General features: G+C 65.0%; 18 protein-coding genes, 1 other RNA gene and 2 pseudogenes. 8 read left to right on the forward strand and 13 right to left on the reverse strand.

Annotation, left to right across the window (positions count from 1 at the left end):
- Positions 1–184: 184 nt before the first annotated feature.
- Complete coding sequence (locus tag P6U27_RS09915) at positions 185–1,114, forward strand: helix-turn-helix transcriptional regulator (RefSeq protein WP_407193948.1); 930 nt, start codon at positions 185–187, stop codon at positions 1,112–1,114.
- Between the two features lie 8 nt (positions 1,115–1,122).
- On the opposite strand, the gene P6U27_RS09920 is transcribed toward P6U27_RS09915, so the two are convergent.
- The gene (locus P6U27_RS09920; protein WP_407193949.1) at positions 1,123–1,410 is read right to left on the reverse strand and encodes a hypothetical protein; all 288 of its coding nucleotides are present in this window, start codon (positions 1,408–1,410) and stop codon (positions 1,123–1,125) included.
- A 39-nt stretch (positions 1,411–1,449) separates the two neighbouring features.
- Positions 1,450–2,061, reverse strand: a complete 612-nt coding sequence (locus tag P6U27_RS09925; protein WP_129144011.1) for a TetR/AcrR family transcriptional regulator — start codon at positions 2,059–2,061, stop codon at positions 1,450–1,452.
- Positions 2,062–2,192: 131 nt separating this feature from the next.
- On the opposite strand from P6U27_RS09925, the gene P6U27_RS09930 reads away from it, so the two are divergent.
- From P6U27_RS09930 to P6U27_RS09945, 4 genes are all read left to right on the forward strand, one after another.
- On the forward strand, positions 2,193–3,422 hold the full coding sequence (locus P6U27_RS09930) for a cytochrome P450 (RefSeq protein WP_407193950.1): 1,230 nt from the start codon (positions 2,193–2,195) through the stop codon (positions 3,420–3,422).
- A gap of 130 nt (positions 3,423–3,552) precedes the next feature.
- On the forward strand, positions 3,553–7,221 hold the full coding sequence (locus tag P6U27_RS09935; RefSeq protein WP_407193951.1) for an AsmA-like C-terminal region-containing protein: 3,669 nt from the start codon (positions 3,553–3,555) through the stop codon (positions 7,219–7,221).
- A gap of 239 nt (positions 7,222–7,460) precedes the next feature.
- On the forward strand, positions 7,461–8,585 hold the full coding sequence (locus P6U27_RS09940) for a DUF2336 domain-containing protein (RefSeq protein WP_407193952.1): 1,125 nt from the start codon (positions 7,461–7,463) through the stop codon (positions 8,583–8,585).
- Positions 8,586–8,625: 40 nt separating this feature from the next.
- Positions 8,626–8,868, forward strand: coding sequence for a hypothetical protein (locus tag P6U27_RS09945; protein ID WP_122402016.1), 243 nt, complete (start codon positions 8,626–8,628; stop codon positions 8,866–8,868).
- Positions 8,869–8,990: 122 nt separating this feature from the next.
- Here the strand turns inward: P6U27_RS09945 and P6U27_RS09950 are convergent, their stop codons facing one another.
- The 11 genes and pseudogenes from P6U27_RS09950 to ssrA all read right to left on the reverse strand — a co-directional run bounded on the left by P6U27_RS09950 (position 8,991) and on the right by ssrA (position 17,604).
- Positions 8,991–9,488, reverse strand: a complete 498-nt coding sequence (locus P6U27_RS09950) for a GNAT family N-acetyltransferase (RefSeq protein ID WP_407193953.1) — start codon at positions 9,486–9,488, stop codon at positions 8,991–8,993.
- Positions 9,489–9,711: 223 nt separating this feature from the next.
- Positions 9,712–9,945, reverse strand: a complete 234-nt coding sequence (locus tag P6U27_RS09955) for a hypothetical protein (protein ID WP_407193954.1) — start codon at positions 9,943–9,945, stop codon at positions 9,712–9,714.
- A 280-nt stretch (positions 9,946–10,225) separates the two neighbouring features.
- Positions 10,226–10,713: pseudogene (locus P6U27_RS09960) on the reverse strand (GNAT family N-acetyltransferase).
- A gap of 170 nt (positions 10,714–10,883) precedes the next feature.
- A complete protein-coding gene (locus tag P6U27_RS09965) occupies positions 10,884–11,165 on the reverse strand; it encodes a hypothetical protein (RefSeq protein WP_407193955.1) in 282 nt (93 codons plus the stop codon).
- 909 nt (positions 11,166–12,074) lie between these two features.
- The gene (locus P6U27_RS09970) at positions 12,075–13,946 is read right to left on the reverse strand and encodes a ferrous iron transporter B (RefSeq protein ID WP_122402021.1); all 1,872 of its coding nucleotides are present in this window, start codon (positions 13,944–13,946) and stop codon (positions 12,075–12,077) included.
- 36 nt (positions 13,947–13,982) lie between these two features.
- On the reverse strand, positions 13,983–14,258 hold the full coding sequence (locus P6U27_RS09975) for a FeoA family protein (RefSeq protein ID WP_122402022.1): 276 nt from the start codon (positions 14,256–14,258) through the stop codon (positions 13,983–13,985).
- Positions 14,259–14,375: 117 nt separating this feature from the next.
- Positions 14,376–14,627 (reverse strand): ribbon-helix-helix domain-containing protein, encoded by a 252-nt coding sequence (locus P6U27_RS09980; protein WP_025038043.1) that lies wholly within the window; start codon positions 14,625–14,627, stop codon positions 14,376–14,378.
- A complete protein-coding gene (locus P6U27_RS09985; RefSeq protein ID WP_122402023.1) occupies positions 14,624–14,812 on the reverse strand; it encodes a DUF4169 family protein in 189 nt (62 codons plus the stop codon). Before P6U27_RS09985 ends, P6U27_RS09980 begins: the two co-directional genes overlap by 4 nt.
- A 271-nt stretch (positions 14,813–15,083) precedes the next feature.
- The gene (gene fumC / locus P6U27_RS09990; RefSeq protein ID WP_407193956.1) at positions 15,084–16,511 is read right to left on the reverse strand and encodes a class II fumarate hydratase; all 1,428 of its coding nucleotides are present in this window, start codon (positions 16,509–16,511) and stop codon (positions 15,084–15,086) included.
- An 89-nt stretch (positions 16,512–16,600) separates the two neighbouring features.
- Positions 16,601–17,119: an SspB family protein gene (locus P6U27_RS09995; protein WP_122402025.1), complete on the reverse strand. Its 519-nt coding sequence runs from the start codon at positions 17,117–17,119 to the stop codon at positions 16,601–16,603.
- 117 nt (positions 17,120–17,236) lie between these two features.
- Positions 17,237–17,604, reverse strand: a transfer-messenger RNA (tmRNA) gene (gene ssrA, locus P6U27_RS10000).
- Between the two features lie 85 nt (positions 17,605–17,689).
- Between ssrA and P6U27_RS10005 the strand changes: the two are divergent.
- From P6U27_RS10005 to P6U27_RS10015, 3 genes and pseudogenes are all read left to right on the forward strand, one after another.
- Positions 17,690–18,213: pseudogene (locus P6U27_RS10005) on the forward strand (chromate transporter).
- A 95-nt stretch (positions 18,214–18,308) separates the two neighbouring features.
- Positions 18,309–19,067, forward strand: coding sequence for a tripartite tricarboxylate transporter TctB family protein (locus P6U27_RS10010; RefSeq protein ID WP_407193957.1), 759 nt, complete (start codon positions 18,309–18,311; stop codon positions 19,065–19,067).
- Positions 19,068–19,077: 10 nt separating this feature from the next.
- Complete coding sequence (locus P6U27_RS10015) at positions 19,078–20,592, forward strand: tripartite tricarboxylate transporter permease (protein ID WP_162500176.1); 1,515 nt, start codon at positions 19,078–19,080, stop codon at positions 20,590–20,592.
- The last annotated feature ends 9 nt before the right edge of the window (positions 20,593–20,601 follow it).

Raw genomic sequence — 20,601 nt, forward strand, 5'->3', positions numbered from 1 at the left:
GAGATCCCGCGAGATCCGTTGAAATCTCTTGTGAAAACGCCTTGTGACAAGGGATGCGGCAGCAGTCACACGGCTACGGTTCCAACGCGCAGGTCTGGACCGTCGTTTGCCGATGTCGGACAATTGAATCTGATTTGGCGGTGGCGCTGCGCTCCCCAATCTCCTCACATAAGAGATGCATCCCATGGCACAGGGCGCCTTCGCGCAGAAGCTCGAACGATTTCTGCATTTGAAGGATGCGCCGCCGACGCTGGTCACGCGTTCGCTGCGCAGCGCCGAGCTCGCCGTCACCGAAACCCGCGATGATCATCCCATGACGCGTCTTTCCGAGTCGATGCCCGCGGAGGACGCCTATCTCGTCAGCCTCAAATTCCGCGATTTCGCCGATTGCGAGTGCTGGGAGCGCGGCCGATGCGTGGTCAAGAGCGATATCCGCGCCGGCGCCACCTATCTGTACGATCTGAAACGTGATCCGCGCTACGTGATCGACAAGCCCTTCCATTCCCTGTTCTTCCATCTGCCCCGGTCGGCGTTGGACGACATGGCGAGGCAAGCCGGCGCACCGCGCATCGGTGAGCTCGCCTATCGGCCCGGCGTCGGCCATGACGATGTGACGGTCCGCCATCTCGGCGCATCGTTCCTGGCGGCGTTGCGGCAGCCTGAAGAGGCCAACCAGCTCTTCATCGACCACATGATGCTCGCGCTCACCGCACATGTCGCGACGACCTATGGCGGTTTGCGGCGCGCCGCCGAGCCGGCGCGCGGCGGCCTTGCCGCCTGGCAGGTGAAGCGAGCTTGTGAAAGGCTGGAGTCCGATCTCCGCGGCAAGCTCTCGCTGGAGAAGATCGCAGCCGAGTTCGATCTCTCCGTCAGTCATTTTTCCCGCGCATTTCGCGTCTCGACCGGCCTGCCGCCGCACCAATGGCTGCTGCGTCAGCGCGTGGACACGGCCAAGCAATTGATGAGGGTGCGCGAGCTGTCGCTGGCGGAGATTGCGATATCGGCCGGGTTCGCCAATCAAAGCCACTTCACCCGGGTGTTCTCCTCGGTGGTCGGCGTCAGCCCGGGAATGTGGCGCCGTGAGGCGCAGGGCGCGCTGGACAGCGAAACCTGAGCTTCCGCTCAGCGGCGCCTGGTCCGGGAGATCGCGTAGGCAGCGCGCCGCGCCGCAAACATCTCGTCCGGCGGATGGCCGATGCCTTCGGCAAGGTTGGCTGGATTGAACAGAGCCGCGTCGCACGCCTCGTTTGATTCAGCGCCTGTTATCACGACCGCCCGCAGGGCCTCGACAAGGGATGTCGGCGTGGCTGCGCCGCTCGGGAACTCTGGCAGGACGGAACCCTGGCTTCGAACGATGGGATCTTGTTTGTGGCGCGGCGCGGATCGAAGCGTCTTTCCCAAAGCGAACATGCCTTGTCCGATCCTGCGACAAATCCCGCAGCCCGCCTGCTAGGCGGAAGCCAGCCCCGTCCTGCGCCTGAGATCCGTGATGGCGCGCAGAAAACTGTCGGCCGGCGTCGTCTCCGGATCGATCAGCCGGTGCAGGCGAAAGCCATCCTCCAGCGCGAGCACGACGGAGGCGATCCAGGGCGGATTCAGATTGTCGTTGCGCCCGTTGCTCTTCAATGTCGCCTCGACGATGTCGGCGACCAGCTTGCGTCGCGCCCGCAGGCGTTTGGCCAGTTCGGGCCGGCGCTTCTCGGCGCGCGCGACGAACAGGATCATCTCCATGTGGAGGAGGGGCGAGCGGCCGAGTGGATCCTGTCGGCTGCGATCCATCGCCTTCAGCGCCGCGATGAAGTCGTCGAGATTGTCGTGCTGCGCGAGGATGTCCAGGTTGCGCCGGATCGACTGCTCGACGTGGTCCTCGAGCATGGCGATGATCAGTTCGTCCTTGCTCTTGAAGTTCGAATAGAACGCGCCGCGGGTAAAGCCCGCCGCCGCCGCGATCGCCTCGATGCTGGCGCCGCCGATGCCGTCTTCTTCAAACACGCGGGCGGCCGCTTCGAACAGCTTGTCGCGCGTGTCGTCCCTGGTCGGTCTGGTTCTCACCCTTGACATCGGCGCAGATTAGGGCAGACTGCAACTCGATACAACAATGTATCGAGTTGATAATTTCAGGGATGGTTACGCCGGGCGATTGAGGGCAGCCTTGCGTATTCGTGTCATGCGGCAACCGATCTGAGGTCACCATGAACGAGCACGTGCAACCCGCCGGCGGACCGCTGTTCAACCCGCTCGCGCCGGATTTCATCCGCGATCCTTATCCGCACTATGAACGGCTGCGCACGATCGATCCGATCCATGTGACGCCGTTCGGCCAGTTCGTCGCCAGCCGCCACGCCGAAGTGAGTCTCGTGTTGCGCGACAAGCGCTTCGGCAAGGATTTCGTCGAGCGCACCACGCGCCGCTACGGTCCTGAGATCATGAAGGAGCCGGTGTTTCGCAGCATGAGCTACTGGATGCTGCAAGCCGATCCGCCGGACCACACCCGCCTGCGCGGCCTCGTGGTCAAGGCCTTCACCGCCCGCCGCGTCGAGGACATGCGGCGGCGGATCCAGGAGATCGTCGACCAGGCCATCGATGCCGTGATTGACCGCGGCCACATGGACCTGATCGAGGATTTCGCCTTCCGCCTGCCTGTCACCATCATCTGCGACATGCTCGGCATCCCCGAGGAACATCGCGAGGTGTTCTACAAGAGCTCGCGCGACGGCGGGCGGCTGCTCGACCCTGTGCCCCTGTCTCCGGAGGAGATCAGCAAAGGCAACGCCGGCAACCTGATGGCCCAGATGTATTTCCAGCAGCTGTTCGAGCTGCGCCGCCGCAGTCCCGGCGACGATCTCATCACCCAGCTGGTGCAGGCCGAGGAGGACGGCCACAAGCTCACCAACGACGAGCTGACCGCCAACATCATCCTCCTGTTCGGCGCCGGCCACGAGACCACGGTCAACCTGATCGGCAACGGCCTGCTCGCGCTCCACCGCAATCCGGATCAGCTTGCGCTGCTCAAGGCGCGGCCGGAGCTGATCGAAGGTGCGATCGAGGAATTCCTGCGCTACGATTCCTCGGTGCAGATGACCGGGCGCGTCACGCTGGAGGACATCGACGATCTCGGCGGCGTGAAGATTCCCAAGGGCGAGACCGTGCTGTGCCTGCTCGGCTCGGCCAACCGCGATCCCGCGGTCTACCCTGATCGGCCCGACCGGCTGGATGTCACGCGGACGAACGTCAAGCCGCTGTCGTTCGGCGGCGGCATCCATTTCTGCCTGGGTGCCCAGCTGGCGCGCATCGAGGCCGAGATCGCCATCACCACGCTGCTCCGGCGGCTTCCGGACTTGCGCATCGATGACGTCGAAAACCCGGAATGGCGGCCGACCTTCGTGCTGCGCGGGCTGAAGCGCCTGCCGGCGAGCTGGTGAGGGCCGCGCGTTAACCTCCGCGTGCAACAGTCGCTGTGACTTCGCCACACTTCCCCCTATATAAGGGGCTGTTCCGGCGCTCCTGAGGCCCTCAGGTTCGGCCCGGGCCGGTTTGGCCGAGGGGAGACCCGTGCAGACGACGCTGCTCGGATTGGCGATTGCCTTCATCATTGCGCTGCTGGCCGCGTTGATCGGGCCTTACTACATCGACTGGAACCAGTTCAGGCCCCAGTTCGAGGCGGAGGCTGGCAAGATCATCGGCGTGCCGGTGCGGGTGGGGGGTGAGCTCGACGCGCGGCTGTTGCCGACGCCGACGCTGCGGCTGCGCGCCGTCACCTTCGGCGGCAACAACGATCTCGGCCGCCTGCGCGCCGACAAGCTCGACGTCGAGTTCAGCCTGGGCTCCCTGATGCGCGGCGAATGGCGTGCCACCGAGCTTTCCGTGGGCGGCATGGCGGTCGATGTTGGCCTCGATGCGCGCGGGCGGGTCGATTTGCCGTCCACCGCGAGCGGCACCTTCAATCTGGCGTCCCTCGCCATCGAGCGGCTGAACCTCAGCGGCCGCATCGCCTTGCATGATGCCGCCAGCCGCTCGACGCTGGAATTGAACGACATCGCCTTCTCCGGCGACGTGCGCTCGCTCGCAGGCTCGGTGCGCGGCGACGGCAGTTTCATGACTCGTGGAGTGCGCTACCCGTTCCGCGTCTCCTCCGGCCCCAGCGCCGACGGCAGCGCGACCCGTCTCCACCTCAACATCGATCCCGGCGAGCGCGCCATCCTCGCCGATCTCGAAGGCGTGCTCGCCTTCGACAACCGCCAGCCGAAATTCGACGGCGCGCTGACGCTCGCGGTGCCCGCGACCAAGAAGGCGGGCGAGGTGGGGCCGACGCCCTGGAAGCTCGCGACCAGGCTCAAGGCCGATCCGGCCGGCGCGAAATTCGATCAGATCGACGCGAGCTTCGGCACGGAGGACACTGCGCTGAAGCTCGGCGGCGTCGGCGATCTCAGGTTCGGCGCCTCGCCGCTGCTGCGCGCGGTGCTGTCGGCGCGGCAGGTCGATGCCGACAGGCTGACCGCCAAGGACGATGCCGATCCGCAGCGCGTCGTGGCGGCGCTACGCGCTGGGCTCGCGGCGATCCCGCAGGTGCCGATCCCGGCGCAGATCGAGTTCAATGCCGATCAGATCATCCTCGGTGGCCGTCCGCTCCAGAACATCGCGACCGAGCTTGCGACCGACGGCAGGTCCTGGACCTTCCGGCGGCTCGAGCTGCGCGCGCCCGGCATGACGCAGCTCTCGCTCAACGGCGCAGCTCCCGGCGCCGACAGTTTCAGCGGCCGGCTCAGCGTCGAGTCCTCAGACCCCGACACGCTGGTGGCCTGGCTGCAGGGCCGCAGCGAGATCAACCGCCGCAGCACGCGGCCGCTGCGCCTCGCCGGCGACGTGACCATCGCCGCCAATCATTTCGCCATAGACAGGCTGAAGGCCGACATCGACGGCGGGGCGGTGGAAGGCCGCATCGCCTTCGTGCAGACAGGCGCGAGCAAGGGCTCGGGGATCGATGCGGCGCTCAGGGCCGACCGGCTCGATCTCGATGCCGCCGCGAGCTTCGTGCGCGCGCTCGCCGGCCCGCAGGGCGAGTGGCCGGAGGAAGCAAAGCTCTCGCTCGATATCGGCCGCGCGATCTCCGCCGGCCAGGAGCTGCGGCCGTTCGCAGCCAAGCTCTCTTACAGCCCAGCATCGCTGTCGCTGGAGCAGTTGCGCTTCGGCCAGCCCGGCGGCGTGACCACCGAGGCGAGCGGCAGCTTCGACCGCACCAACGCCACCGGCAAGCTCGCGCTGAAATCCTCGGCCAATTCGCTGCGTGAGCTCACCGCGCTGATCGAGCCGTTCGCGCCCGCGGTGCGCGCGCGCTTCGATGCCCTTCCGTCATTGCCTGGCGCGACCCGCATCAAGCTCGATCTCAGCCTCGACAAGAACGCCGAGCATACGGATCGCAGCAATGCCCGCGTCGCGCTCGAGCTCGACGCACCGCAGCTGAAGGCCACGGCGACGCTGGCGGCGCAGACACCGGCCGCCGCCATCGGCGGCCTCGACCTCGACCGCCTGCGCAACAGCGACTTCACGCTGGACTCGAAAGTTTCTGCGCCGCAGGCCGGCGTGCTGTTGGCGCTGCTCGGGCTCGATCGCATGGCGGCCGCGGGCGAGGGCGCTTCGCAATTCGAAGGCCGGCTGAGCGGCGCCTGGCACCGTCCAATGCAATTGAACGCTAAGCTCAGCGGCGGCGGGCTTGATGCGGACGCGCAGGGCAGCGTCGACCTGTCGGAGCCCAAAGGCAGCGTGAATTTGCGCGTGCGCAACGTCAACCTCGCGCCGCTGTTCGGGACCGGCACGACCGACAAGTCTATGCAGGGCGTCAGCCTGTCCTCGCGCCTCACGCTCTCCGGCAACCGCCTCACCTTCAACGATCTCGACGGCAGCGCGGCTGGCGCGCATCTGCGCGGGCGTTTCGCGGTGACGCTCGATCAGGACAAGAACGTCGACGGCGAGGTCGGTCTCGACTCGCTCGATCTGGCGCCGGCGCTCGCAATCGCCATCGGCGCGGCCGGACGTGAGTCCGGCGAGCCGCTCAGTGCAGGACTCGTCAGCGGCTGGCGCGGCCGCATCGCCTTCCAGGCGTTGCGCGCAACGTTGCCCGGCGGCATCGAGCTGCGCCCCTTCGGCGGCGTGATCCGGAGCGACAGCCAGTCGCTCGCGCTCGATGCGCTCAAGGGCGGCCTCGGCGGCGGCGAGATGTCCGCGAGCCTTGACGCGCGCAATGGCGCGGCTGGTCTTGCGCTGAACGCGCGCATCGAGCTCAGCAATGTCGACGCGGCGGCGCTGCGCTATCGCGACCTTGCGCTGCCCAAGGGGCGCGCCTCGGTGCAGATGGCGCTGACCAGCCAGGGTCGCAGCGTCGCGGCCTTGACCGGTGCGCTCGCCGGCAACGGCACGGTGACGCTCGAGTCCGCCGAGATCACCGGCCTCAATCCCCGTGCCTTCGAGATCGCCATCCGCGCCAGCGACGGCGGCCAGGTCAGTGACGACAACCGGCTGCGGCAGCTGGTGGAGCCCGCGCTGTCGGCGGGTCCCATTGCGGTGCCCTCGGCGCAGATTCCGTTCACGATCCGCGACGGCCGCCTGCGCGTCGGCGCGACGCCGCTGGAAGCGAAGAACGCCCGCGCCGTCGTCTCCGGCGGCTACGACATTCCCGCCGACCAGGCCGACATTCGCGCCAGCCTGACGCCGATCATGACCGGCCTCTCCGGCGCACCGCCCGAGATCCAGCTGTTCGCGGCAGGGCCTCCCGACAAGCTGAGCCGCACCATCGACCTCGCGCCGCTGTCGTCATGGCTTGCGGTGCGCACGATCGATCGGGAGACGCGGCGGCTCGATGCCATCGAGCGCGGCGAGCCGCCGCCGGCCACTGCCGCGCTGCCGACGCTGGTCTCGCCCGATCCGGAGCCCCCGCTGCTGGATGTGCCGCTGCCCGGCCGCGATCCGCGCCGCGCGCCGCCCAAGCCGAAGGCCGCGCCGACGCCGAAGGCGCCGCAGGCCGCTCCCGCCGCGCCAAGCCATCAACTCACAAGCCCTCAACTCACAAGCCCTCAACTCACAAGCCCTCCACTCACGAGCCCGCCGCTCGCAAGCCAGCAGGCCGCGCCGCTGCCGCCGCCGATCGACGTGAAGCCTGCCCCCGGCCCGCCACCTCCCAAGCCCAGGCCAAAGCCGCCGCTGGTGCTGACGCCGCAGAATCCGTGAGGCGACAGCGTTGGCGGCTGGGCTCGATTCACCTCTCGCTACGGGAGAGGTGAAGCACCTTGCCCGCCCGTTAACCCATTCCCTCGCATTTGAAGGAATTTTCGTCGGCAAAACTGATTTGCCGATTTTACTGAATTCTCGCGTTTCATCTCTAGCGTCGGTTCCCAGAGGAATTTGGCGTCTCGCCGCGAGCGGCGGGACGGCGTGCCAAAGGGCTACCAAGAACTGGGGTGATCGAGATGAACGGGGCGAAATCGCTTCTACAGGATCTGGACGACGCGATCGCGCGCGGCACCGACGAAAGCAGGGCGAAGGCGTTGTGGCATGCGACCGATATTCTGATCGCCGGCCGCTACAGCGACGATGAGATCAGCATGTTCGGCGAGGTCATCGGCCGGCTCGCCGACGAGATCGAGGTTGCTGCGCGCGCGCAGCTCTCCGAAGTCATGTCGGCGTGCGATCACGCCCCGCTCAACGTCATCGAAAAGCTCGCCCTCGACGACGAGATCGAGGTCGCAGGCCCCGTGCTGCGCGACTCCACGCGTATCGACGAGAAGATGCTGGTCGAGAGCGCCATGACCAAGGGCCAGGCGCATCTGCTCGCGATTTCCCAGCGCCAGTCGCTCGGCGAGGCCGTGACCGACGTGCTGGTCAAGCGCGGCAACCAGGAGGTCGTGACGTCGGTTGCCAAGAACGAGGGGGCGCGTTTCTCCGGATCTGGCCTGCTGCACATGGTCCGCCGCGCCGAGGGCGATTCGATCCTTGCCGAACAGCTCGGCCTGCGCAAGGACGTGCCGCGCCACATCTTCCAGCAGCTGATCGCGAAGGCGTCGGAAGACGTCCGCCGCCGCCTCGAGACCGAGCGGCCCGAGATGATGGCGCAGATCCAGAGCTCGGTGACCGGGGTCACCGGCGATCTCCAGTCCAAGTTCGGCCCGTCCTCGCGCAGCTATTTCGTCGCCAAGCGCGTGGTCACGACCCAGTACCGGCAGGGCAACCTCAATCAGGACTCCATCTCGAACTATGCGCGTCAGCACCGTTTCGACGAGGTGCAGATCGGCCTGTCGCTGCTCTCGTCACTGCCTGTGGACGTGATCGAGCGCGCGCTGATGGACCGCAACCGCGAGATGATCCTTGTCTTGTGCAAGGCGCTCGACTTCTCCTGGGACACGACGATGTCGCTCCTGTTCCTCGGCGCCAAGGATCACCTGATCACGGCGCGCGACCTCCAGGACAACGAGCGCGAGTTCGGCCGGCTCAAGATCGAGACCTCACGCAGCATCCTGAAGTTCTACCAGTCGCGCAAGACCGGCGCGGGTGCCGAAACCGCGACGGGCCGTCAGCCCGAGCTGCAAATACACTGAGCGGGTTCATTCAGCGGGAATCGAGAGGGGAGTATCTGCAATGTTGCCTCAATTCGGCACCGCCGTTCGCAAGAAGAATCTCGGCAATGCCGTCACCGCCGATCTCGGCGGCGCAGCTCCGGACAAGGCCTCGGTGGACGCCGCCTGGCTCGTGCTGGAAGCCGCCAACGACCTCGGCGACCACGCCGCGGTGGACGCCTGCCGGCGCGTCATCGACGCCGAGCTGAACGGCACGGCAGCGCGCAGCTCGGACGTCGATCTGGTGCTGGGGTATTTCAGGTAGGGCGCGTCCCTCGCGACCGCACCAAGACCGTCATTGCGAGTGAAACGAAGCAAATCCAGAATCCTTGCCTGGGACAGTCTGGATTGCTTCGCCGCGCTCGCAACGACCGACGGTTGTCTCGCTCATCGCCGCTTTCGATAGATCACGACGTCCTCGCCTTTGCGGTTCGTGCTCCGCTCGAGGAGATAGTTTGATCTTTCCAGCACGCGGCGGGATGCAGCGTTGGCGACATTGACGATGCCGATGAGGGACGGCAGCTTCAGGTGGGACAGCCCGATGTCCGTCAGCGCGGTCGCCGTTTCGCTGGCAAATCCCCGGCCCCAGAACTCGCGCTTGAACGCGTAGAGAATCTCGATCTCGTCGATGTCGTCCACGAGGATGTGCCGGAGGCCCGCTCGTCCGGCGAAGGCTCCATCTTTCGTTTGCAGTGTCCAGAGTCCGAAGCCGTGCTGGTCCCAATGGGCCATGTTGGTGGCGAGATAGGCCTTCGTTGTCTCCGCCGAACGCACGCCGCCGAGATAGCGTGACACCTCGGGATCCAGATGGAGCGCGACGAGATCGGCAAGGTGACTTTCGTTCAGCCTCTCGGCGGTGAGTCGGTCGGTCCTGAAATGGTTCATGGAGACAGATCGCCGCTTCCGTTGGCGGGTCGTTCATGCCGCCATCGCTGCGGGCTGATCATGGCATCATGCCCCTGTTTTGCCCGACGGGTCAACGGGCGTAGTCCGTAGATGGGGTAACGGGCCGACCAACCAAGCCGTTGCGTCCGACGCAAAACACAAAGAGGAAAACACAAAAAGGCCCCGCCGAAGCGGGGCCCCTTGTTCGATCGTGTGGCTCGCACTAATCGTCCCAATGATGATAACGACGGATCACGACGCCGCGGTCGTAGTCGCGGTCGTGATAGTACCAGCCACGATGCCAGCCGCGGTCATGCTCGTATACGCGCGCGCGGGGGCCGTCATAATGGTCCCTGTCGCCGCCGACATAGACGCCGAAGCCGCCCGCGTTGGCGATGGTGGGGGTACCGATTGCAAGCGTCGCTAGCGCTGCGAGAGCGTAAGTCAGCTTCTTCATCTGTTCCTCCTTGGTTTGCGTCCGTCGCGAGTCAACGATCGCCACCATCGTCTGTTGCAGGAACGGGCAGGAAACTTTCTTGAATGGCTGTTCAGGTGGGTTGCGTTCAAGAACTTCATCGAAGCAGCCCGATGGAACTGCGCTAGGCGAGTCCCGCTGTTCCAATTGGTCCCCAATGACACAAGACATTGAACGGGCTGTCGCATATGGGGCAGAATGTGTGAGAGCGGTTCGGCCTTCAACTGTGTCGCCATCCTACGATGCTAAGGTTGCTGCGTTCTCACCGTTTGATGCGATAGATCACGACGTCCTCGCTGTGATGAATCGTCGAGAACATAGTTCGCCTTCTCCAACACGCGGCGGGATGCGACATGGCCGACGAAGACGAGGCCGACGAGGGATGGCAGCTCGAGTTGCGCCAGCCCGATGTCGGTCAGCGCGGACGCGATCTGGCTTGCAAGTCCGGCCACCCAGAATTCGCGCTTGAACGTATGGGCGATCTCGATCTCGTCCACGTCATCGGCGAGGATGTGCCTGATGCCCGATCGCCCGGCGAACGCGCCGTCTTTCGTTCGGAGCGCCCACAGGCCAAAGCCGTGCTGGTCCCAATGGGCCATGTTGACGTCGAGAGGTCTTCGCCGCCTCCGCCGAGCGCACTCCGCCGAGATAACGCGACACCTCGGCATCGAGATGCAGTACGACGAGGTCCGGGAGATGATCTGCGTGGAGTCGCTCGGCGATCAGCCATTCCGTGCTGAAGCGATCCATGAATTCTGATGGCGATTGGGTTGGCTGCGATCCCGACTGCTTGAAGGCCGACGATGCCATCCTGCCAGTATTTTTCCCGACGGGTCAACCGGCCCAAGTATCGAGACCGGAGGCGGCTCAAGTTGCCTCCGGTTGATTGGATCGATTGTTGATGCGCTCGCGCGCGCGTCTCAATAGCAGGGCGGATAGGGGTAATATCCGCAAGCCCGGCGATAGCCATAGGCCCCATAGGCCGCAGCTCCCGCCGCTGCCGCGCCGTAATACGCCCGCCGATGGACCCTGCGGTTGACGCCTGCAACGCTCATCGGCGTCAGGGGACGCCCGACGCGGGCTTCGGCGGTATCGACGGATACGGCGAGTGCATCCGCCGGCGAGTAGCGGAGCGACAGGGGCGCTGCCGTGAACAGCGTAGCGGTGACGAACAGTCCGATCAGCTTGGCATGTCCAGCCATGTACTCTCTCCCTTTGCATGACGACGAGCTAGCCTGGCAGGCCGATGACCTCCGCCATTGACTAAAATCAATGGTCGCAGTTCCGACGGGATCGGGAGTATCGCCCCGCGACGTCGATTGCCGTCCTCACCCCAAATTCGACGAGCCGTTCGATTTGATCTGCATCAAGCGTGGCGGTCGCGCCCGCACCACAACGACAAGTCGGCCGCTTGTGCTGGATGGCTTCGCGCGGCGGCGAATCCGCGCGCACCATCGCAAGTGCATTGGCAACCGCGGTTGTCTCCGCTCGAACGACCGGCAGCTCCGCAGGGGCGCGGGGTGCAGGCTCAGTGATCGAAGGCGCGGATGTCTCCGCAGCGACCACCGGCAAGGTCGTGTCGAGGATCACGCGCTCGGGCCATTTTCGGTCCGAGTGAATGCGTATGGCCGGCCGCTCCACGGCCGTCCTCTCGGTGACGGCGCCTTGGGCACACAAAAGTCCGCCCCTAAGAGGAGCGCGAGCAATGCTGCGCCGATCTCCCAGAAGTACGCCAGCAACGGCATCTCGGTCGCTCCGTGCCCCCCACAATGGGCCCAGCTTGCGACGACCTTGCGTCATCCTTGGATTTGCTGCGAGAGCCGGCTTGATTCAAATCAAGCGCGCGAAGAAATCTCCAGCACCGCGTGGGTCATTGTTCGACCATGCCATGGTGCCCGTGTTTCACCCGACGGAGCAACAGGTACGTCGGGATCAAGTCATGTGAGCGCGGAGGGGGTCCAGCGATGCGTTATGCGAGGAAATGCCGGGTTTTGCGGCGCGCCATCCGGGCGACGGCCGGATGGTTCCTTGCACAGACGTAAGCCCTTGATTTCACAATCCCCGTCTACTGTGCATGGGGTTGTTTTCGCAGTTTTTGTTTTGGGAGGGGGCTAGCCCGCCCCCAGCGCGACGGCGACGTTGTACGTCACGAGGCTCGCGGCATAGGCCAGCACCAGCATGTAGGTGAAGGTCACGCCCATCCATCCCCAGCTTCCGGTTTCGCGCCGGATCACGGCGAGCGTGGAGGCGCATTGCGGGGCGAAGATGTACCAGGCCAGCATCGACAGGGCGGTTGCGAGCGACCATTTGGTCGCCAGCACCTGGCCGATCTGCTCGGCCGCCTCCTTGCCGCCTTCGATCGCATAGACGGTGCCGAGGGCTGCGACCGCGACCTCGCGGGCCGCCATGCCGGGGATCAGCGCAACCGCGATCTGCCAGTTGAATCCGACCGGCGCGAGCAGCGGCGCGAGCGCCTTGCCGATCATCGCCGCCAGGCTGAAATCGATGGCGGGCTCGGTGCTGCCTGCCGGCGGCTGCGGGAACGAGGCCAGGAACCAGATCAGCACCATCATCGAGAAGATCGTGGTGCCGGCGCGCACCAGGAACATCTTGGCGCGGGTGTAGATGCCGATCGCGATCGATTTCAGCCGCGGCATTTTGTAGTCCGGCAGCTCCAGCATGAACGGTGCCGGCGCAAAGTCGCGCAGCATGAAAAACTTGATCAGGAACGAGACGACGAGCGCGCTGGTGATGCCGGCCGCATAAAGGCCGAACATCACGAGGCCCTGGAGGTTGATGAAGCCCCAGACGTCCCTGGCCGGAATGAAGGCGGAGATGATCAGCGTGTAGACCGGAATGCGCGCCGAGCAGGTCATCAGCGGCGCGATCAGGATCGTGGTCAGCCGGTCGCGCTTGTTGTCGATCACGCGCGTCGCCATGATGCCGGGAATGGCGCAGGCAAAGCTCGACAAGAGCGGAATGAAGGCGCGGCCGTGCAGGCCGGCGCCGCCCATGATGCGGTCCATCAGGAACGCGGCGCGCGCCATGTAGCCGAAATCTTCCAGGAGCAGGATGAACAGGAATATGATGATGATCTGCGGCAGGAACACGATGACGCTGCCGACGCCCGCTATCACGCCGTTCTGAAGGAAGCTCTGCAACAGACCGTCGGGGAGGGTGGCGTGGACGAACTCGCCGAGTACATCGAAGCCGGACTGCAGCAGCTCCATCAGCGGCTTCGCCCAGGCGAACACCGCCTGGAACATCACGAACAGGATCAGCGCGAGCACGATGAGGCCGGCGACCGGATGCAGCACCACGGCGTCGATCCGCGCGGTCCAGGTGTCGGGGCTAGCAGGCAGGCTGACGCAGTCGGCGATGATGCGGTCGGCCTCGCGCTGGGTGGCGCGCAATTCGCTGACGCTGAGCGCGCGCCAGCTGTTCTCCTGTGGCTCGGCGGCAAGCTTGGCCGAGATCTCGTCGGTCAGCGCGAGCAGGTCGGCCGTGCCGCCCCTGCGCACCGCGATCGAGGTGACCACGGGCACGCCGAGCTCCTTGGCGAGCCGCTCGACGTCGACTGTGATGCCGCGGCGGCTCGCGATGTCGAACATGTTGAGCACGAGGATCATCGGCCGTCCGGTGCGCTTGAGCTCGAGCAGCAGGCGAATGGTCAGGCGCAGATTGGTGGAATCGGCAACGCACAGCACGAGATCGGGCACCGTCTCGCCGGTGGCCTTGCCGAGCACGAAGTCGCGGGTGATCTCCTCGTCCGGGCTGCGGCCGCGCAGCGAGTAGGTGCCGGGCAGGTCGACCACCGAGACCTGGCGTCCCAAGGGGGTGACGAAGAAGCCTTCCTTGCGCTCGACGGTGACGCCGGGATAATTCGCGACCTTCTGCCGGCTGCCGGTCAGGGCGTTGAACAGCGAGGTCTTGCCGCTGTTTGGCGTGCCCACCAGGGCGAGATGCAGCAGGGGTAATTCCATGTATCAAGGGCCCGGGATGAGGCGTCCCGTCGCTATCTAAGCGACGATGATGGCCATGGCTTCGCGACGGCGGACCGCGATGGTGATGCTGTCGACCCGCACGGCGATCGGGTCGCCCCCGACCAGCCCCTCATGCAAGATCTCGACCCGGGCGCCCTCGACGAAGCCGAGTTCGATCAGGCGGCTCTCGAGCTCGACATCCGAGAGCGCCGAGCCCGCCTGCTTGGCGGCAAGGTGCTGGATGACGCCGGTATAGCCACGCTGGGCCAGGCCCAGCGGCATATGCGAACGCGTGTCGGTGGTGTCGGTCATGCCCTGTATTTTCAACGCAGGGCATTGAGGTCAAGCGCGCGCGCCCGCCGAAGCTGCATCTTAGAGTGATTTTAAACTGCAGAGGCCGGGGCGCCGTCGAGGGCGCCCCCTGACGGGCTATTGCGCCGGGACCTTGTCCGGCTGGGCGGCCATGGCGCGGCTCTTGAAGTAATCCAGGACGAAGAGACGGATCGCCGACGACAGATTGCCCTGCTGGCGGTTGTTGTCGATCTCGCCGACCAGCTCGGACAACGTCATGTTGCGCAGGCCGGAGATTTCCTTCATGCCGTTCCAGAACGCCTCTTCCAGGCTGACGCTGGTCTTGTGACCGGCGACGACGATCGACCGTTTCACGACCGGCGACTTCATGGCTGCTCCTCGCGATCGATCCGGTGCTGGTCCAGATGCTGCTTGGCCTGGTCCCCCCGCTTCTCCTCCGCCGACCGTTCCGCCTTCGTGCGCCCGAATTTCGCCCGGTTGGCGTCCGCCTGTTTCGCCGAGGCTTCCCGCTCGGCGCGCTTCCTGAAACGATTCAGGTTGATGACGTTCCCCATGCCGCGTCTCCATCATCCGCTCCTCTTCAGGCAGGATGAAACATTCAGAAACAGGGTGCCGCGTTGCGCCCCACGAGAGTTGATCGCCATTCGCTCGTCCTCGTCAATCGGCCCCTCGGGCCACCAAACGATAAATTTCGCCCGGTCGAGGGGCGGAAGGGCTGCGTAGCACGCCGCCCCGCCGCGACATTGACGGTAATCAAATCCCGCCCGCAAAACCGCATATTTTTGAGCGCCGAGCGTCCGTATCATTACGGAGGACTATCGGAATCTATCCCGGGCTGGTCATCTTCTCCGGGCGCACCAGGCGGTCGAACTCCTCCACCGAGACGAAGCCGAGCCGCAGCGCCTCCTCCTTCAGCGTGGTGCCGTTGGCATGCGCGGTCTTGGCCACCTTGGCGGCGTTGTCGTAGCCGATCTTCGGGGCCAGCGCCGTCACCAGCATCAGTGAGCGCTCCATGAGCTCTTTGATGCGCTTTTCGTCGGCGCGGATGCCGCTGACGCAATGCTCGGTGAAGGAGCGCGCGGCATCGGCCAGCAGGCGGATCGAGTGCAGCATGTTGTAGGCCAGCACGGGCTTGTAGACGTTGAGCTCGAAATGGCCCTGGCTGCCGGCGACGGTGATGGCGGTGTGATTGCCGAATACCTGGCAGCACACCATGGTCATCGCCTCGCACTGCGTCGGATTGACCTTGCCCGGCATGATCGAGGACCCCGGCTCGTTTTCCGGCAGGATCAATTCGCCGAGGCCCGAACGCGGGCCAGAGCCGAGCAGGCGGATGTCGTTAGCGATCTTGAACAGGCCGGTCGCGACCGAATTGATGGCGCCGTGCGCCAGCACATAGGCGTCGTTCGAGGCCAGTGCCTCGAATTTGTTGGCGGCGCTTGTGAAGGGGAGCTTCGTGATCCCGGCAACATGCTTTGCGAACAGTTTTGCAAAGCGCGGCTTCGAGTTGAGGCCGGTGCCGACGGCAGTGCCGCCCTGCGCCAGCGGATAGAGGTCCTTCACCGCGACCTTGAGCCGGGCGATGCCGCTTTCGACTTGCGCGGCATAGCCGGAAAATTCCTGGCCGAGCGTCAGGGGCGTCGCATCCTGCGTATGGGTGCGGCCGATCTTCACGATCTTCGAAAACTCCTTCTCCTTCTTGCGCAGCGCGCGCAGCAGCTCGCCGAGGGCGGGGACGAGATCGGCATTGATGCGGCTTGCGGCCGCGATGTGCATCGCGGTCGGGAAGGAGTCGTTCGACGACTGGCTCATGTTGACGTGGTCGTTGGGGTGCACCGGCTTCTTGGCGCCGAGGTCGCCGCCGAGCAGCTCATTGGCGCGGTTGGCGATCACCTCGTTGAGATTCATGTTGCTCTGCGTGCCCGAGCCGGTCTGCCACACCACAAGCGGGAAATGATCGTCGAGCTTGCCCTCGATCACCTCGCGCGCGGCGCGGATGATGGCATTGGCGCGGCGCTGGTCGAGCAGGCCGAGCTCGAGATTGGACTGCGCGGCGGCCAGTTTGACGATGCCGAGCGCATGCACCAGCGAGATCGGCATACGATCGGTGCCGATGCGAAAGTTCTGGCGCGAACGCTCGGTCTGCGCCCCCCAATAACGATCGGCGGGCACCTCGATGGGACCGAAGCTGTCGGTCTCGGTGCGGGTTGCGGGGCGTGAAGCGCGGGTCGTTTTGGCCATGAGCACATCCATTCTGCCGCGCGAAATGCCGCACGGTCTTTTCGTGTGCTTCTCTATATAGGCAGTTTGACCGTGTGCGACCGGCGCGGGCCCAACCTAGATCATTTCTTGCGGAAACGATCGAGCCGCACGACTTCGGCGCCGCCCTGGCTCGGCGGGGGCGGTTCATCGGCAGCTTCTGCTTTTTCCGTGGCAGGTGCCGGGACCGACACGGCCGATGGCGCAGGCGCTGCCGGCAAATTCTCGGGTGCGACCTCGGCGACGTCCGAGGTGTCGAACTGGAGGCCGAACTTCACGGATGGATCGAGGAAGCTCTTGATGGCACTGAACGGCACCACCAGCCGCTCCGGAATGCCGCCGAAGGACAAGCCGACCTCGAAACGGTCCTCGAGCACGGTCAGGTCCCAGAACTGGTGCTGGAGGATGATCGTCATCTCGTCCGGATATTGCGCGAGCAGCCGCGGCGACAACTTCACGCCTTCGGCCTTCGATACGAAGGTGATGAAGAAATGGTGCTCGCCCGGCAGGCCATGGGCCGCGGCATCGGTCAGCACCTTCCGCAGCACGCCGCGCAGCGCGTCGCGGGCCAGCACATCGTATCGGATATGATCGGTCGCCATGGTGGTCCTGTTGCATCCCCGAAGCCGGACCCTGCCGGCCCGACTCGCCAAGCCGCAATAGTACCGCGCCTGACGGATGAGCAGGAGTCCCCGCCGGGGAAGAAATCAAAAGAGTAAAGTGGAGGCTTCTGTTGCCAGGTGCCTCCGAACCCCGCCTAGCGGAGCTTAACCCACTAGGACTTTAGAGTGGTCTTTCAAACTGCGTTACGCAGCCTGAGCAACCGGAGCAAAGTTGTCGTTGGCAACTATTGCAGTAGCCCGATAACGGCGGAACAATACCGGGAAAAAGTACGCCCTTTACGCCCTCGTCGATCCTATTTCGCCCCCGCCAAAGCTCAGCTTCAGAACACGCCCGATACTGGGCTTTGGTGGAGGCGCCGGGTACCGCCCCCGGGTCCGAATGGTTTATTACGACGACCGTTTATTTCCATAGCCGGCGAACCGGCACACCCAATATAGGGGGCAAAGGTCACAAAAAACAGAGGCTTGGAAGGGCGATCCTCTGGTTCCCTTTGGATAGGTTCCGGACCGTCCTGGCCTCGGATTCAGCACCGGCCGTCGAAGAGCCGGATCTCGCCGCCGCACCGGCCGGCCTGGTCGCCCTGTTCCTGGCCTTCGCCACTGTTCGCCGTCGGCGGAGCCGCGGCGGCGGTGCCCGAGATGCACCGCATCGCGGTCGAGGTGAATCACTGGCTGACCGACAAGCAGTTCACTGACGCGTATGCGATCGCGCAGCTCTCGCCAGGTCCAAACGTGCTTATCGTGACGTTAATCGGCTATGCCGTCGCAGGCATCCCCGGCGCGCTGGCCGCAACGCTGGCGATGTGCCTGCCGACGGCGCTGCTCGCCTGTTATGTCAGCCGGCTCCTGAACCGCCCCAGCCAATCGCGCTGGCCCGCCCTGATCCAGGCTGCACTGGTTCCGCTCTCGATAGCTCTGATGGCAGCGAGCGCCCTGATCCTGGCCCAGTCGACCGATCGCTCAATTGCTGCATTGCTTCTGACCGCGATTGTTGCGGTGGTTGCGTCCATTTCGCGCATCAATCCACTCTGGCTCCGGATGGAGGCGTGTTGGGTTTTGCTGGCATTGTGTGATGAAAATGGCTAGGCAGTGATCCGGGCGGGGTATCCAGTTCCAGCCGATTTAGAACAACAGTGCTCGTGACTTAAGGGTCGCGGAGGAGACAAGCATGGCCGACACGATGGGCCACTCAGCGACGGCCACCCGAAATACCAAGGTGGCGCTCGGCTTTTGTCTGCTGGCGATTGCGCCGCAGATATTCGAATTGATCTGGTCGATCGGGACGATCTTCGGCTGGGGCACCGGCCGCGGCCCGAGCGCTGTGGTGATCAGCCACGCCACGGCGTTGCTTGCCGGCGCGCCTGGAGCCTTGATTGGAGCGGCCAGCGGTGACACCAAGAAGGTATCGTCCGAGGTGCTGCTCGCGCTGATCTATTCCTACCCGCTGTTCGTGGTGGCGATCCTCACGTTTTTCATGACGATCCGGTCGGCTCAGGATTATGTCGGAGGCGTCGTCCTCATGGCGGTTGCGCTGTTCGCGCTGTGGGCAGGGAGCGACCTGCAGGGCATGCGGGGCTTCTCTTTCGGGGCGGGTACGGCGCCACGCATGTTCGGCGGACTCCTGGTCGCGTTATCGGCCGGAATCGCCTTGACCGGTCTTCTGACCGATGGGCCGCCAATGGCCCATTATTCCTGGCGCGGGCCGCTGTTCGTGATGGCCGGGATCCTGTTCTTCGCGCTGGCAATCCGGCCGCTCGGCCTCGTGGTCACGGGCTTTATCAGCTTCATGATCGCGGCGGCGGGCTCGCAGGAGACGCGCTGGCTTGAAGCGGCCATCGTCGGCGCCTGCCTGACGCTGGGTTGCGCAATCCTGTTTCCATACGTGCTCGGGCTGCCGATGCCGATGTTCCCGCGTTTCCTGGCTTAGTGAGGCTGTGATGGAGCTTTTTGCCAACCTCGCTCACGGTTTTGTCGTCGCCTTCTCTCCGATCAACCTGTTGATGTGCCTGATCGGTGCGCTGGTCGGCACGCTGGTCGGCGTGCTCCCGGGCATCGGCACCATCGCCACCGTCGCGATGCTGCTGCCGATCACCTTCGGCCTGCCGCCGGTCGGCGCACTGATCATGCTCGCCGGCATCTATTACGGCGCGCAATATGGTGGCTCGACCACGTCGATCCTGGTCAACATACCCGGTGAGGCGACGTCGGTTGTCACTGCCATCGACGGCCACCAGATGGCCAGGCAGGGCCGCGCCGGCCCGGCGCTGGCGATCGCCGCGATCGGCTCGTTCTTCGCCGGCTGCGTCGCGACCGTGCTCATCGCCGTGCTCGGCGCGCCCTTGACCAAGCTCGCGCTGGCGTTCGGTCCGGCGGAGTATTTCTCGCTGATGGTGCTCGGCCTGATCTTTGCGGTCGTGTTGGCCAAGGGCTCGGTGCTCAAGGCGATCGCGATGATCGTGTTCGGCCTTTTGCTGTCGATGGTCGGCTCGGATATCGAGACCGGCGCCTCCCGCATGGCCTTCAACATTCCGGAACTCGCCGACGGCCTCGGCTTTGCGACGGTCGCGATGGGCGTATTCGGCTTTGCCGAGATCATCCGCAATCTCGACGCCGGCGCCGAGATGAGCCGCGATCTCGTGCAGCAGAAGATCACCGGTCTGATGCCGACCAGAAAGGATCTGGTCGATTCGACTCCCGCGATCCTGCGCGGCACCGTGCTCGGCTCGATCCTCGGCATCCTGCCCGGCGGCGGTGCGACGATTGCATCATTCGGGTCCTATACGCTCGAGAAGAAGCTCGCCAGGAACCCGTCGCGGTTCGGCCGCGGCGCGATCGAGGGCGTCGCGGGGCCGGAGAGCGCCAACAACGCCGCCGCGCAGACCTCCTTCATCCCGCTGCTCACGCTCGGCATCCCGCCGAACGCGGTGATGGCGCTGATGGTGGGCGCGATGACCATCCACGGCATCGTGCCGGGCCCGCAGGTGATGCAGAAGCAACCCGACCTCGTCTGGGGCATGATCGCCTCGATGTGGATCGGCAATCTGATGCTGATCATCATCAACCTGCCGCTGGTGGGAATCTGGGTCCGCCTCCTGCGCGTGCCGTACCGGCTGATGTTCCCCTCGATCGTGATCTTCTGCGCGATCGGCATCTATTCGGTGAACAACGCGCCGGTCGACGTCATCCTTGCCGGCGTGTTCGGTCTCGTCGGCTACTGGCTGATCAAGCACGATTTCGAGCCTGCCCCGCTGCTGCTCGGCATGGTGCTGGGACCGCTGATGGAGGAGAACCTGCGCCGTGCGCTGCTGATCTCGCGCGGCGACTGGAGCGTGTTCGTGATGCGTCCGTTGTCGGCGGTGCTGCTGGCGGTCGCGGCGGGCCTTCTCGTCCTTACGGTGCTGCCTGCGTTGCGATCGAAGCGCGACGAGGTGTTCACCGAATCCGAGAACTGAAACATGATC

Source organism: Bradyrhizobium sp. STM 3566, from assembly GCF_045571445.1.
GTDB classification, from domain to species: domain Bacteria; phylum Pseudomonadota; class Alphaproteobacteria; order Rhizobiales; family Xanthobacteraceae; genus Bradyrhizobium; species Bradyrhizobium vignae.